At 68.9% G+C, this 14,453-nt stretch carries 13 protein-coding genes; 4 read left to right on the forward strand and 9 right to left on the reverse strand.

Annotation, left to right across the window (positions count from 1 at the left end):
- Positions 1-108 precede the first annotated feature (108 nt).
- From ACYQML_RS18035 to ACYQML_RS18060, 6 genes are all read right to left on the reverse strand, one after another.
- Entirely contained in the window at positions 109-813 is a 705-nt protein-coding gene (locus ACYQML_RS18035; RefSeq protein ID WP_056424399.1) for a response regulator transcription factor, read from the reverse strand.
- On the reverse strand, positions 810-2,423 hold the full coding sequence (locus ACYQML_RS18040; protein WP_311275150.1) for a sensor histidine kinase: 1,614 nt from the start codon (positions 2,421-2,423) through the stop codon (positions 810-812). The genes ACYQML_RS18035 and ACYQML_RS18040 overlap by 4 nt, the downstream gene beginning before the upstream one ends.
- Positions 2,424-2,515: 92 nt before the next feature.
- Positions 2,516-2,722 (reverse strand): hypothetical protein, encoded by a 207-nt coding sequence (locus ACYQML_RS18045; protein WP_056424393.1) that lies wholly within the window; start codon positions 2,720-2,722, stop codon positions 2,516-2,518.
- 220 nt (positions 2,723-2,942) lie between these two features.
- The gene (topA, locus tag ACYQML_RS18050; RefSeq protein ID WP_461233584.1) at positions 2,943-5,711 is read right to left on the reverse strand and encodes a type I DNA topoisomerase; all 2,769 of its coding nucleotides are present in this window, start codon (positions 5,709-5,711) and stop codon (positions 2,943-2,945) included.
- Positions 5,712-5,921: 210 nt separating this feature from the next.
- Positions 5,922-6,755, reverse strand: a complete 834-nt coding sequence (locus tag ACYQML_RS18055) for a molybdopterin-binding protein (RefSeq protein ID WP_461233585.1) — start codon at positions 6,753-6,755, stop codon at positions 5,922-5,924.
- Positions 6,752-7,657: a cytochrome b/b6 domain-containing protein gene (locus ACYQML_RS18060; RefSeq protein ID WP_461233586.1), complete on the reverse strand. Its 906-nt coding sequence runs from the start codon at positions 7,655-7,657 to the stop codon at positions 6,752-6,754. The genes ACYQML_RS18055 and ACYQML_RS18060 overlap by 4 nt, the downstream gene beginning before the upstream one ends.
- A 165-nt stretch (positions 7,658-7,822) precedes the next feature.
- Here ACYQML_RS18060 and ACYQML_RS18065 point away from each other — a divergent pair, with 165 nt between their 5' ends.
- The 4 genes from ACYQML_RS18065 to dprA are packed head-to-tail and all read left to right on the forward strand — an operon-like array spanning position 7,823 to position 11,910.
- Positions 7,823-8,767, forward strand: coding sequence for an aspartate carbamoyltransferase catalytic subunit (locus ACYQML_RS18065; protein WP_056424383.1), 945 nt, complete (start codon positions 7,823-7,825; stop codon positions 8,765-8,767).
- Positions 8,767-10,083, forward strand: coding sequence for a dihydroorotase (locus tag ACYQML_RS18070; protein WP_461233587.1), 1,317 nt, complete (start codon positions 8,767-8,769; stop codon positions 10,081-10,083). The genes ACYQML_RS18065 and ACYQML_RS18070 overlap by 1 nt, the downstream gene beginning before the upstream one ends.
- A complete protein-coding gene (gene plsY / locus ACYQML_RS18075; protein WP_056424380.1) occupies positions 10,080-10,688 on the forward strand; it encodes a glycerol-3-phosphate 1-O-acyltransferase PlsY in 609 nt (202 codons plus the stop codon). Before ACYQML_RS18070 ends, plsY begins: the two co-directional genes overlap by 4 nt.
- A gap of 31 nt (positions 10,689-10,719) precedes the next feature.
- On the forward strand, positions 10,720-11,910 hold the full coding sequence (gene dprA, locus ACYQML_RS18080; protein WP_461235751.1) for a DNA-processing protein DprA: 1,191 nt from the start codon (positions 10,720-10,722) through the stop codon (positions 11,908-11,910).
- Between the two features lie 281 nt (positions 11,911-12,191).
- Here the strand turns inward: dprA and ACYQML_RS18085 are convergent, their stop codons facing one another.
- The 3 genes from ACYQML_RS18085 to ACYQML_RS18095 form a co-directional block, all read right to left on the reverse strand.
- Positions 12,192-13,121 (reverse strand): virginiamycin B lyase family protein, encoded by a 930-nt coding sequence (locus ACYQML_RS18085; protein WP_461233588.1) that lies wholly within the window; start codon positions 13,119-13,121, stop codon positions 12,192-12,194.
- 176 nt (positions 13,122-13,297) lie between these two features.
- Positions 13,298-13,828 (reverse strand): SRPBCC family protein, encoded by a 531-nt coding sequence (locus tag ACYQML_RS18090; protein WP_056424374.1) that lies wholly within the window; start codon positions 13,826-13,828, stop codon positions 13,298-13,300.
- A gap of 28 nt (positions 13,829-13,856) precedes the next feature.
- Complete coding sequence (locus ACYQML_RS18095; protein WP_056454114.1) at positions 13,857-14,453, reverse strand: DUF447 domain-containing protein; 597 nt, start codon at positions 14,451-14,453, stop codon at positions 13,857-13,859.

Here is a 14,453-nt window from a genome sequence, read left to right on the forward strand (position 1 = left end):
GACGGCGCAGTCATTTCTGTCGCGGGAGCTATATCGACAATTCCGCCGGACTCTTCAAGCGATAAATTGCCGGATCGTCCCGGAACAGGCCGAGAAAGCGCATCGTGCTCAGTGGCGGAAATCCTGGCCCCGCAGGTCGAGCATGAAGCCCCGGCCCCGCACGGTAACGATGACCGGCCCGCCGAACCGCACGAAATCGGACAGCTTGGTACGTAGGTAACCCACGTAGACATCGACGACATTCAGCGACAGGCCGCCCTGGCCCGCCCATAATTTGTCGAAGATGTCGCCGCGCGACACCGGCTGGTTGGCCTTGTCCATGAGGAGAGCGAGGAGCTCCGCCTCGCGCGGCGTGAGGCGCGCCGTCGCATCCCCGAGGGAGACCTGACGAATGTTGAGATCGAGGACGAGCTTGCCTGCGGTGACGATGGTGCGCGGCTGGTCCGATTCCTTGCGGCGCAGGAGATGCGTCTGCAGCCGGGCGAGGAGTTCGTCGAAGACGAAGGGCTTGACGATGTAGTCGTCGGCCCCGAGCGCCAATCCTTCCGCCCGGTCACGGACCTCGTCGCGCGCCGAGAGGAACAGGATCGGGCCGGGATAGCCGCCTTCGCGCAGGGAGCGGCAGACATCGTGGCCGGACCCGTCTGGCAGGGTGATGTCGAGGACGACGGCGCCGGGCGCCTCGTCACGGGCGGAGGTGAGTGCGTCGTCCACGCAACCGGCTACGCCCACGGAGAACCCTTCGGCCTCCAGGCCCCGCGCCAGCATGGCCCTGATGTCGCTGTCGTCCTCGACGATGAGCACTCGCGTCATGCGGCGCTGTCCTTCCGCTTCGTTTCCTGTCCGTCCCCGGGATCGAGGTCGAGGATGGGCAGGACGAGCGTCACGCGCGCGCCCTTCCCATCCTCGCCCGCACCGAGGCTGATCGCCCCATCATGGCGCTCCGTCACCCAGCGCGCCAGTGCCAAGCCGATGCCAAAGCCCGATTCCCCGGAATGGCCCTCCCGCCGGAAGCGCTCGAACAGATCCGCACCCGCCGCCGGGAAGCCCGCGCCGTCATCCGTCACCGTGATCGTGGCGGAACGCGCCTCGTCGACGGTGAGTCCCACGACCACGCGCGTCAGGCCCGTCGCGTGCCGCAAGGCGTTGTCGATGAGGCTCTCCACCACCTGCCGCAGCCATTCCCTGTCCGCCAGGAGCGTGACGTCGCGGCGGCCCGGTTCGAGGGTCAGGGCCACCCGCCGGCGCGCCGCCTCAGAGGCCGCGCTGTCCACCGCATCGGTGAGGATGGCCACGGCGCTGGTGGCGCGCCGGTCGAGCTCGATCTGGCCGGATTCGGAGCGCGCGACCCGCAGGAGATCCTCGACGCGGCGCTGCAGGCGGAGTGCCCGCTTGCGGATCGTGGCGAAGACCGGCGCGTAATCGACCCCCGGCCTGCCGGCCGAGCGGGCGGCGATGTCGCATTCGCCGAGGATGACCGTGAGCGGCGTGCGCAGTTCATGGCTGACATCGGCGAAGAAGCGCCGGCGCGACCGGTCCACCGCCTCCAGGCGCTCGTTGGCCGCCCGCAGGTCGGTGGTCCTCGCCTCCACCGTATCCTCGAGGGCAGCGCGGTCGGCGGCGAGCCGCCCCTCGCGCCGGGCGAGGCGTGCGGCCATGCGGTTGAAGTTCGCCACCAGCAGGCCGAGCTCGTCCCGCGTCGCCACCGACAGCCGCGTATCGAGCTCGCCGCGCCCGACGGCGCCCGCCGCCCGCCGCACCGCTTCGATCCGTGCCAGGGTCGGCCGGGTCACGGCCCGGTACAGGACGAAGACGAGGGCCAGCGCCAGAACGACGGCGGCAAGCGACGCGATCCGCAGGGTCGAGGACAGGTGGCGCGCCTCGTCCGAACCCGCGATCATCGAGCGGCGCTCGACCTCGATGAGAAACGAGAGCGGCTGGCCGGTCATGGCCCCGAATCCGTTCAGCGCGCCGCGAATGGTGTTGCGCCGCTGCTCTTCCTCCGACTGGCGCAGGACCTGGGAGACCTGCCGGTCGAGGATGGCCCGGGCAGAACGGAGCTGAGCGAGGGGACGCGTGCGCGCCGCATATTGCATCCGGTCGAGGGGATCGTCACTGACGGCGATGCTCTTGCCGAGAGCCTCGTCGACGGCCACCAATGCCCGGTCGACATTGGCCCGGGCGATGGCGAGCCCTTCCGGCTGTGCATCGGGATTGCTCACCGCCTCCAGGGCCGCGAGCCCGTACTGGGTCATTCGCCCGGACAGTTCCACCAGCAATTCGAGCCGGCCCTGTGCCGCGAGCGTCCGATCAATGGTGCGTTCGGCCGCGCCGATGGAGCCCAGCACCCCCAATGCCGCCAGGACGACCAGAAGCGCTGCGCCCCCGAGCAGCAGCGCGAACCTCACCTTCAGAGAGCGCATCGCTTATGGCCGCCCGTGTCTCACCGTTCCCCGGAGGGTGAGCGATAGCGCAATCCGCCAGGGCGTCCAGACCCATCACAGATGGGACCGGGTCACAGGTCTTTCGGCAGGCTCTCCCGCGCTGCGCAGCGCCACCGCGTCACGTGCCATTCGGGGTGGCTCTCCTGCCAGGTGGCGAGCGCGCTCTGAGCGGTGCGCAGGCAGATGAACGGATTCGTCGCCTCGTAGGACAGGGAGATCCTGTCCTCCTTGCACTGGGAGGGCTGCGCCGCGAGGCAGATGGAGAGCAGGATCAGCATGGGGCGAAAGCCTCGAGCCGCGAATGACAATCCGGCAATGGTCCGCCAGACCGGCGGGCGGACGCAAGGGCGGATGAGGGCGTTCGCACGCGTAGGGTTGTCGCGGACGACAGGGCCGTCGGGAGCATCCCCCCTCTCGCCGAGTGCGGAGAGAGAGAGGGGGGATGCGCACCGTCGTTGCGTCGGTCTCGCCCTCGGAGAGGAGAGGCGAGCCGATGGATCAGGCCTTCTTGCGCGTGGCCGGCTTCTTCGCCGTGGTGGTTTTGGCAGCACTCGTCTTTGCTGCCGTCGCCGTGCTTTTCGCGGCCGTCCCGGCCGGTTCCTTGGCCGCCGTCGCCTTGGTCGCCGCCTTCTTGGCGGGAGCTTTCGCCGTCCCCGCCTTGGTCGTGGTCTTGGCCGCCGTCTTGGTCGCGGTCTTGCGGGCCGGAGCCTTCTTCTTGCTGCCGCCCGCCGCTTCGCGGGCGGCGATCAGTTCAAGCGCCTGGGGCAGGGCGATGTCCTCGGCGGCCATGGTCTTGGGCAGGGTCGCGTTGGTGGTGCCGTCGGTAACGTAGGGGCCGTACTTGCCCGATTTCACCACGATGGCCTTGCCCGTCTCGGGATGCGCACCGAGGGAGCGGCCGGGATCGGAGGCTGGACCCCGACGACCGCCACCCTGCTCTTTGGCAACGATGAGATCGATGGCGCGGTTGGCGCCGATCTCCAGCACGTCGTCGTCGCGGCCGAGATTGGCGTACATCTTCCCGTGCTGGACGTAAGGTCCGAACCGCCCGAGATTGGCCAGGATCGGCTCACCGGTCTCGGGGTGCTTGGCGACTTCGCGGGGGAGGGAGAGCAGGCGCAGGGCCTTCTCCAGATCCACCGCGGAGGGGCTGAGCCCCTTGGGCAGAGAGGAGCGCTTCGGCTTCTCCGCGCCCTTCTCCGTCGACGCCTCGCCGAGCTGTACGAAGGGGCCGAAGCGGCCATCGCGCAAAGTTACCGGCAGGCCGCTGACGGGATCGTTGCCGAGCACGCGGGTGCCCGGCTGACCGCCGTTCTCGGACGAGCCATCGCCCTCGCCCTCGACGCCGGAGGCGGCGAGCTGGCGGGTGTACTTGCACTCCGGGTAGTTCGAGCAGCCGACGAAGGCGCCGAACTTGCCGAGCTTGAGCGACAGCTGGCCTGAGCCGCAGGTCGGGCAGGTGCGCGGGTTCGAGCCGTCCGCCTTTTCGGGGAAGATATGCGCCCCGAGGAGATCGTTCAGCGCGTCCAGCACCTCGGTGACGCGGAGCTCCTTGGTTCCGGAGATCGCGGCCGAGAAATCCCGCCAGAAGTCTCGTAGCACTTCACGCCAGTCGATCTCGGCATTCGAGACCCGGTCGAGCTGGGTCTCGAGGTCGGCGGTGAAATCGTACTCGACGTAGCGCTTGAAGAAGCTCTCGAGGAAGCCGGTGACGAGGCGGCCCTTGTCCTCGGCCACCAGACGCTTCTTCTCGATCTTCACGTATTCGCGGTCGCGCAGGGTCTGCAGCACGGCGGCGTAGGTCGAGGGCCGGCCGATGCCGAGTTCCTCCATGCGCTTGACGAGGCTGGCCTCGGAATAGCGCGGCGGCGGCTCGGTGAAGTGCTGAGTCGAGACGATGCGCTCGCGCTTCAGCGCGTCGCCCGCCTTCATCGGCGGCAGGCGCTTGCCGTCCTCGTCCTCCTCGTCGTCCTTGCCCTCCTGGTAGAGGGTCAGGAAGCCTTCGAACTTCACCACTTGACCGGTGGCCCGCAGCTCGATCCTGCGCGGGCCGACGGAGGCGACGATATCCACCGTGGTGCGTTCGAGCTCGGCCGATTCCATCTGGCTCGCCACCGTGCGGGTCCAGATCAACTCGTAGAGCTTGGCCTGTTCGGCATCCACGTAGCGGGCTACCGACTTCGGTAGCCGGCTCATGTCCGTAGGACGTACGGCCTCGTGGGCCTCCTGGGCGTTCTTCGCCTTGGCGCTGTAGCGGCGCGGCGCGGTGGGGAGGTAGCGCTCGCCGTATTCTTTGCCGATGACGCGACGGGCATCGGCGATGGCCTCCGGCGCCATGTCGACGCCGTCGGTCCGCATGTAGGTGATGAGACCCACCGTCTCGCCGCCGATCTCGATACCCTCGTAGAGCTTCTGCGCGGCGCGCATGGTCTGGGCGGGAGCGAGGCCGAGCTTGCGCGAGGCCTCCTGCTGGAGTGTCGAGGTAGTGAAGGGCGGGGCGGGGTGGCGCTTGGCGGGCTTCGCCTCCACGCTGCCGACCTCGAACGTGGCGAGTTCGAGGTCGCGCTTGAACGCGGCGGCGTCCTCGCCGTTGCCGACGTCGAGACGCTGGATGCGCTTGCCGTCGGCACCGACGAGACGGGCCTCGAACACCGCGCCCTCCTGGGTCACCAGGGTCGCGACCAGAGACCAGTATTCGCGGGGCTTGAACGTCTCGATTTCACGCTCGCGCTCGCAGACGAGGCGCAGGGCCACGGACTGGACGCGGCCGGCTGAGCGGGCTCCGGGCAGCTTACGCCACAGGACCGGCGAGAGGTTGAAGCCGACGAGATAATCCAGTGCCCGGCGCGCCAGATAGGCGTCGACCAGGGCCTGGTCGATCTGGCGCGGGTTGCGCATGGCGGTGTCCACCGCCGCCTTGGTGATGGCGTTGAAGGTCACGCGCTCGATCGGCATGCCCTTGATCGCCTTGCGGGCGTTCAGAGCCTCGACGACGTGCCATGAGATGGCCTCGCCCTCGCGATCCGGATCGGTGGCGAGGATCAGGCCGTCGGCACCTTTCAGTGCCCTGACGATCTCCGAAACGCGCTTCGAGCCGCGGTCGTCGAGCTCCCAAAGCATGCGGAAATCCGCCTCCGGGTCGACGGAGCCGTCTTTCGCCGGAAGGTCGCGGATATGGCCGAACGAGGCGAGCACCTCGTAGTCGCGGCCGAGATATTTGTTGATCGTCTTGGCCTTGGCCGGCGACTCGACGACGACGACTTTCATGTGCGGATCAGCCTCTCGTCAGCGCCCGAGCTGCCGCCGGGGCTCGCAGCCGGCGGGGTTCACACCCGTCGGGACTCACAAATTGTGTGCAAGACGTAAAACATGGCCTGGCACCATGGCCGGCCCGGCGCTTGGCGGGGGACAAGTGGGTCAAGGGCGCGGGGTTGTCAAATCGGAAGGAGCCCGGGCCTTTGCAAGATCCGGTACCTGTCAGATCCCCGCATACCATTCGTAGCCGCGATCCTCCCAATAACCGCCCTGGCCGTCTCCGATCCCGGACAGGCTGTCCACGACCTCGATCCGCATGACGTATTTGGCGTGTTTGTAGCCGAGCTGCCGCTCGACCCGCAGGCGCAGGGGCGCGCCGTTCGAGACGGGCAGGGCCTTGCCGTTCATGTCGTAGGCCAGGATCGTCTGCGGATGGAAGGCGTCGGTGAAGTCGATGCTCTCGTAGTACCGGATCGGACGACCGTTCGGACCGCCATCGCCGGCCTCTATCTCCGCCACGTCCCCACCCTCGAGACCGCCACCGGCCATCTCCATCGTGTCGGCGCAATGGAACACGACGTAGCGCGCATTCGGTTTCAGCCTCGCCCGGGTCAGGACTTCGCCGAGCGGAACGCCCGTCCACTTGCCGATGGCGCTCCACCCCTCGACGCAATCGTGCCGGGTGATCTGGGTCCGGGAGGGCAGGGCGCGCAGATCCGCGAGGGACAGGTCCTGCGGTTGTTCGACGAGGCCGTCGATTTTCAGCCTGAAGGTCGCGAACCCGGCCTTGGCCAGGGTCTTGTAGTCGTCGTCCGGAGGGTCGATCGTCCCGTTCGGCTTGAACCAGGGCGAGATGTCACCTTCGTAAAACTCGTGGGCAAGGGAGGTGGGCGTCAGCAGCAGGCGCTGCACGAACAGGTTGGCATCCTCCCCGAGCTTCAGCGTGCGCCGTCCCCAACCGGTGCCGGCGATGCGGTCGCAGCCGCCGAGGAGGGCAGCACCCAGCAGGCCGGCTGCGCCGGTGAGGATGCCGCGACGGTTGGGAGCGCGCGTCATCGGCCCTTCCTCGGATCGGAGGTCTTGCCCGGATAGGAAGTCCTGCCCAGATCGGAGGTCTTGGTGGTCTCGATCACGAACCAGCCGGTGACCATGCCGCGCAGGTTGTTCCAGGCCCCCGAGACCAGCACCAGCGCCACATGGACGAGGGTGAAGAGCACGAGCAGGTTCGTGACGATGAAATGGACTGTCCGCGCCGATTGCCGGCCGCCGAACAGGGCGGGCAGGGGCAGCACGGCATTGAAACCCGGCGACATGGCGAGGCCCGTGAGCAGCATCAGCGGCAGGAGGAGGACGATGACGACGAAATAGCTCAGTTTCTGCAGCGTGTTGTAGCGCCGGGCCTCGTCGCCTTTCGGGAAGGTCAGGGTGAGGTGCTCGCGGACCGAGCCGCCGAAATTCCGCAACTGGTCTCTCTGAGGCACGATCCGGCGGCGCAACTGGCCGCTCTCGAGGCCGTAGATGAGATAGATCAGCCCGTTGATCACGAAAGCCCAGGCGAACAGGAAGTGCCAGCGGCGCCCGGTGGCGAGGTCCTGCTGCGCCGGCAGGGTGATCCAGGCGGGGAAGGCCCGGCCCGTGGCCTGTCCCTGCACGGTGGAGAGGCCGAGCCAGCCGGTCGTGTCGATCGCGTGACCGGCGATCCTCACGATCCCGCGCGCCGCTCCCTCCGCCGTCTCGTCGTTCGTGATGGCGAGGAGCGGCGCGTCGAAGGTCGAGGCCGAGCCCCAGTACAAAGCCGGATGGGCGTTGAAGATCTGCAGCCCGCTCATCAGCAGCACGGCGAGGCAGACGAGGTTGATCCAGTGCGCGGCCCGGATCACCGCGGGGTGGCGGAAGACCCAGCGGCGTTGAATCGTTTCGATCCGCTCGTCGGGCCGTCTCGTCGTGCTGGCTGCCAAGGGGCGGACTCCGGCCTCAATCACGTCTCGCGCCCATCCCGAATCACCGGGTGCGCGCATGCTCGGCGAGACTACGAGCCAGGGGGTGGAAAGGTTACACGTCCCGGACTTCTTGCCGGGCTCCTTGCCGCTCCCCGTCCGCCTCCCTATAGCCATGGTCTCAGAATGACCGTCGCACCCGCCTCCTTCCCCCATCGGCACCTTCTCGGCATCGAGGGGCTGTCGCGCCCCGATATCGAGGCCCTCCTCGACCGGGCGGAGGATGCCGTGGCCCTCTCCCGCCAGGTGGAGAAGAAGCGCACCACCCTGCGTGGCCGCACCCAGATCAACCTGTTCTTCGAGCCCTCGACCCGCACCCAGAGTTCGTTCGAACTCGCGGGCAAGCGTCTCGGCGCCGATGTGATGAACATGTCGGTGGCCTCCTCCTCGGTGAAGAAGGGCGAGACCCTCATCGACACGGCCGCCACCCTCAACGCCATGCGGCCCGACATCATCGTCGTGCGCCACCACTCCGCCGGGGCCGTGCATCTCCTGGCCCGCAAGGTGGATTGTTCGGTGGTCAATGCCGGCGACGGCGCCCACGAGCACCCGACCCAGGCCCTCCTCGACGCGCTCACCATCCGCCGCAACAAGGGGCGGATCGAGGGGCTGCGGGTCGCGATCTGCGGCGACGTCCTGCACAGCCGCGTCGCCCGCTCCAACATCATCCTGCTCCAGGCGCTCGGCGCCCGCGTGCGGGTCATCGGCCCCTCGACGCTGCTCCCCACCGGGATCGAGCGCTTCGGCGTCGAGGTCTTCACCGACATGCGCAAGGGATTGGACGGCTGCGACATCGTGATGATGCTGCGGCTCCAGCGCGAGCGCATGAACGGCTCCTTCGTGCCCTCGGTGAAGGAGTATTTTCGTTATTTCGGCCTCGATGCCGAGAAGCTGGCGCTGGCCGCGCCCGACGCCCTGGTGATGCATCCGGGACCCATGAACCGCGGCGTCGAGATCTCGTCCGAGATCGCCGACGGGGCGCAATCCCTGATCCGCGAGCAGGTGGAGATGGGGGTCGCCGTCCGCATGGCGGTCCTCGAAGCCCTCGCGACGCATCTGCCGAACGCCTGATGGTCATGACCGGACACGTCCTCCTCACCCATGCCAGCCTCCTCGATCCCGCCACGAGCCGCGAGGGGCCGGGCCATGTCCTCGTCCATGACGGCCGCATCGCCGATATCGCCTGGGGCGCGGCGCCCGCTGCCCCCGAGGGCGCCGAGATCGTCGATTGCGGCGGGCATGTCCTGAGCCCCGGCCTCATGGATCTCCGAGCCTTCGTCGGCGAGCCCGGCGCCGAGCACCGTGAGACCCTGGCCAGCGCCAGCGCGGCGGCGGCGGCCGGCGGGGTCACCACCCTTGTCTGCATGCCCGACACCAACCCGGTCATCGACGGGCCGGCCATCGTCGACTTCGTCCTGCGCCGCGCCCGCGACACGGCCTGCGTCACCGTCCTGCCCGCCGCCGCCATCACCAAGGGGCTGGCTGGCCAGGAGATGACCGAGTTCGGCCTGTTGCAGGAGGCGGGAGCCGTCGCCTTCACCGACGGTCTCAAGGCCGTTCGCAACGCCCAGGTGATGCGCCGCGCGCTCACCTATGCCCGCGATTTCGACGCCCTGCTGATGCAGCATGTGGAGGAGCCCGACCTCGTCGGCGAGGGCGTGATGAACGAGGGCGAGATGGCCTCGCGGCTGGGCCTCGTCGGCATCCCGCGGGAGGCCGAGACGGTGATGCTGGAGCGCGACATCCGCCTCGTGCGCCTTACCGGGGGCCGCTACCACGCCGCCATGATCTCCTGTGCCGATTCGGTGGAGATCGTGCGGCGGGCCAAGCACGACGGCCTGCCCGTCACCTGCGGCGCCTCGGTGAACAACCTCGTCCTCAACGAGGGCGATATCGGCCATTACCGCACCTTCTGCCGGCTCTCGCCGCCGCTGCGGCACGAGACCGACCGCCTCGCTTTGGTGGAGGCCCTGAAGGAGGGCGTGATCGACGTCATCGTCTCAGACCACAACCCGCAGGATGTCGAGACCAAGCGCCTGCCCTTCGCCGAGGCCGCCGATGGGGCGCTCGGCATCGAGACCCTGCTCGGCGCGGCGCTCCGCCTCGTCCATACCGGCGACGTGGCGCTGCCTCGCCTGCTGGAGGCCCTCACCGTCACCCCGGCGGCGATCCTGCGGCGCGAGGCCGGGCGTCTCGCCGTCGGCGCGCCGGCCGATCTCGTGCTGATCGATCCCGACCTGCCCTACGTGCTCGACAAGCGGACCCTGAAGTCGCGCTCCAAGAACTCGCCCTTCGACGAGGCGCGGCTGCAAGGTGCTGCAATCCTGACCATGGTCGGCGGGCACGTCGTCTACCGGGCCGCGCAGGGTACGGAGGCGGCGGCGTGAACCCCCTGCTCGATGCCGGCTGGCCTCTCCTGCTCGCGAGCCTCGCCGGCGGCTATCTCGCCGGCTCGATCCCGTTCGGGCTGATCGTCACGCGTTTTGCCGGCCTCGGCGACGTCCGCGCCATCGGCTCGGGGAATATCGGTGCCACCAACGTGCTGCGCACCGGCCGCAAGGGGCTCGCCGCCGCGACCCTGCTCGGCGATGCGCTGAAGGGTACCCTCGCCGTGCTGGCGGCGAAACAATTCGGCGAGGGCGCGGCCCTGGCGGCCGGGCTCGGCGCCTTCCTCGGCCACCTCTTCCCGGTCTGGCTCGGGTTCAAGGGCGGCAAGGGCGTCGCCACCTTCCTCGGCGTGCTCCTCGCCTTCAGCCCTGTCGGGCTCGCCGCCTTCGCGGCAATCTGGCTCGGCCTCGCCTTCACATTGAAATACTCGTCGCTCGCCGCGCTTGCCGCCTCGGCCGCGACACCCATCGTCCTGTGGGTGGCGGGACAGCCTGCGGTTGCGCTGCTCTTCCTCATGCTCGCGATCCTGCTATGGTGGAAGCACGCTCCCAACATCCGCCGACTGCTCGACGGCTCCGAGGGGCGGATCGGGCAGAAGGGCTGACCTTCCGTCGAGGGAGGTCCGGGGCATGGGCATGCAACTCAACGCCGCCCAGCGCCTCGACTGGCTCCGGCTGATCCGCACGGAAGGCGTCGGCCCGCGCACCTTCCGCACCCTGATCAACCGCTTCGGCGGCGCCGGCGCGGCGTTGGAAGCCCTGCCGGACCTCGCGAAGCGCGGGGCCAAGCGCGTCGTGCCGGTGACGCGGGCGCAGGCGGAAGCCGAATTGGAGGCGGCGGCCAGGATCGGGGCCCGCCTCGTGGCCATGGGCGAGGACGATTACCCTAAGCTGCTCCAGGCCGCCGATTCGGCGCCGCCCCTGATCGCGATCCGGGGGCAGGCGGCGATCCTCTCCCGGCCCGCCATCGCCATCGTCGGCTCCCGCAACGCGTCGGCCGCCGGCCTCGGCTTCACCGAGCGTCTGGCGCGGGGCCTCGGCGAGGCCGGCCTCGTGGTGGTCTCGGGGCTGGCGCGCGGCATCGATGCCCGCGCGCACAAGGCGTCCCTGGCCTCGGGGACGGTGGCGGTGCTCGCCGGGGGCCATGACCGGATCTATCCGGCCAATCATCAGGCCTTGGTGGAAAGCATTCTCGATTCCGGCGGCGCGGTGCTGGCCGAGATGCCCATGGGCTGGGAGCCCCGCGGCCGGGACTTTCCCCGGCGCAACCGCATCATCTCCGGCCTCGCCTATGGGACCGTGGTGGTGGAGGCCGCGCGGCGCTCGGGCTCGCTCATCACCGCGCGCTTCGCCCTCGAACAGGGCAGGGAGGTCTTCGCCGTGCCCGGCTCGCCCCTCGACCCGCGCGCCGAGGGCACCAACGACCTCATCCGCCAGGGCGCGACCCTGGTCTCGGAGGTGGAGCACGTCACTTCCGCCATCGCGCCGCTGCTCGGGCGCGGGGATTTCGAGCAGGAGAGTGGGCAACTCGCCCTCGACCGGCCCGACCTCGCCGACGCCCCGATCTTCTGGGACGAGCTCGACGTGATCGGCGGCCCGGCCCCCGAGGCGGAGGAGAAACTTGAGGGGCTGGAGCCCGAGGAGGCGGAACCCGCCGACGACCGCGCCCGCCTCATCGCCTATCTCAGCCCGACCCCCATCGGCACCGACGACCTCGCCCGCGTGACGGGTCTCAGCGTGCGCATCGTCCAGACGACGCTGCTGGAACTCGAACTCGACGGCCGGATCGAACGGCATGGCAGCGGAGCCGTGTCGCTGGTGTCATAGGGAGGACGAGTGTCCGTCTCTCTCGCCGCCTGCCTACTGGTTCTCCCATCTCGCGGGATGCGCTGTCCTGCCCTCCTCCCCAGCGGATCGCGGACCTGCCCGAGATTCATCGAGCTTGTGGGGAGGAGTTGGAGGTGGGGGTGGTTGGGCGACCCTGATCCTTCGGAGGCTGGCGGAGCCACCCCCACTCCTAACCTCTCCCCACAAGGGGGAGAGGGACGCGTTCTGCCTGAAAAAGCAGGTGTGGGAATGCCATAGCACCGCCCGCTCGGATGCGCGCGCTACCGCAAAAAGTCCCCGAACGAGCGTGGGCCGTCCGGCACCGGGATGTCCTTGATCACCTTCAGCGTCGTCGCGTCGATGACGCCGAGGGTGTTGGAGCCCCAGTTGGTCACGTAGAGGCGGCTGCCGTCGCGGGAGGCGGCGATGCCTTCCGGATGGTCGCCCACCTCGATGGCCGCCACGTTGGTGAGGGTCTTCAGGTTGAACACCGTCACGGTGTTCGAATACTGGTCGGTGACGAAGCCGCGCGTGGCGGTGAGGGCCACCACATAGGGTCGCTCGCCGGTGGTGACCCGGCCGAATTCCCGCCGTCCGGCCACATCGATGACGGAGACGTCGTTCGACATGACGTTGGCGGTGTAGGCGCGGGTGCCGGTCTCATCGAGGGTGATGCCGAACGGGTGCTCGCCGACCGGGATCTTCACCGTCTCGGTGGCGGTGGCCGCATCGACCACGGAGACGGAATTGCCCTCGCGGTTGGCCACCAGGATCATGGCGCCGTCCGGCGTCACCGCGATGCCCGAGGGCGAGGCGCCCACCTGGATCTCCGTCTCGATCTTGGAACCGTCGGCCGAGACCACGAATATCCGGCTGCCGTACCAGTCGGCCACGTAGACTGCCCCGGATTTCGGATTGACGGCGACGCCGAGCGGGCCGCCGGGCAGGGCGAGCGTGCCCGTCACCGCGCGGGCGTCGAGATCGACGATGGCGAGGCCGTGGCCCTCGGGGCGGGTGACGTAGGCGGTCTTGCGATCGGGCGACAGGGCGATGCCGGCCGGCGCCCCGTCCACCGGGATCTGGGCGGTGACGACCTGCGTGTCGAGATCGACCAGGGCGAGGATGTTGGCCCCCTGCGCCGTGATCAGGGCCTCGTCGGCGAGGGCGGGGGCGGTGGTCAGGGTGAGGAGCAGGCCGACGACCTGCGCCACTCTCCTCCCCCTTGTGGGGAGGAGTTGGAGGTGGGGGTGGTTGGGGGACCCTCCTGCTGCGGAGGCTGGCGGAAGCACCCCCACCCTCGGTCCCTCCCCACAAGGGGGAGGGAGGAGCGCGTCGCCACTCGGTTCGGTGCAAGCCACCGGATCCGAGGCCCTAGGGTAAAATAGGATCAAGAGCCCTTCTCGGCCTTAGCCTTCACGTTATCCAGGCCGGCCTTGTAGAGGCCGAGGACGGCCGCCTTGGAGGCTTCGTCGTTCAGGTCCGGCGGCGGATCGTTGTTCATGTAGCCGCGGTAGAACGCGCCGCGCCATGTCACCTTGGACTTGGCGCCGTCGCCCTCGACCTCGATGGTCGAGGAATAGTCGTTCACCGGCAGCGTCTTCACGTCCACCTTGGTGATCCGGTACATGTAGGTCTTCTTCTCGGCATCGTACTTGGCGAGCTCTTCCTCGACCGTGGCGCCGCCCTTGAGGGTCAGGACGCGGGTGGCCTTGACCTCGTTGCCGCCCTTGCCCTCGGTCTTTTCGACCACGGGAATCCAGCTGCCATCCTGGAAGTTGCCGAGCACGGCCCAGACCTTGTCGGCCGGGGCGTTGATCTCGATGGTCTGCGAGACCTTCTGGCGGGTCGGGCCATGGGCCTGCGCCGCGTAGGATACCGTGGCGAGCGCCGCCACGGCGGCCAGCGTCTTGAATCTCATCAACCCTGTCTCCTCGGGAACGCACCTTCTAGGGTGCTTGGGGGGCTCGTGCGAGAACCGGTTCGTCGCGCCCGAGGGCAGCGGCGACCTTGTCCTCGATCCAGTCCCAGGCCTCGCGCTCGGCGGGCCCGGCTGTCTTGGATATCGCGATGGCGTGGTAGCGCATCTCCGTCAGGATCTTGTCCGGCTCCAGCATGTGCAGGCGCGTCGACAGGATCGCCGCCTCCAGCACCGCACCTTGAGCCCGGTTGTAGCCGAAGAACGGCATATGGCTGGCGCTGTGTACCATGCGGGCACGATAGCGCGGGCGCGTCGCATCGTCCTCCACAGAGATCACCTCGAACTCGGCATGGCCGAAGCTCTCGGCGAGGCGCCGGCCCGGGATGCGGTCGCAGGGCAGGGTGGCCCAGTCGCGCCGCCCGGTGACCGCCCCGGCGATCACCCGCACGTCGCTCGGGCTCGACGCGGCGAAGACCGGGTTGGCCTCGAGGTTGAGGATGGTGGGGGAGGGCCGGAACGGGGCCAGCACCCAATCCTCGCCCTCGCGGATGAGGCCGAAGGGTACGAGATGCAGGTCGCCGGAGGGCGAGGTGGTGGTGACGATGGTCTCGAGGATCAACGGCAT

It is taken from the genome of Methylobacterium sp. CM6244, from assembly GCF_054817885.1.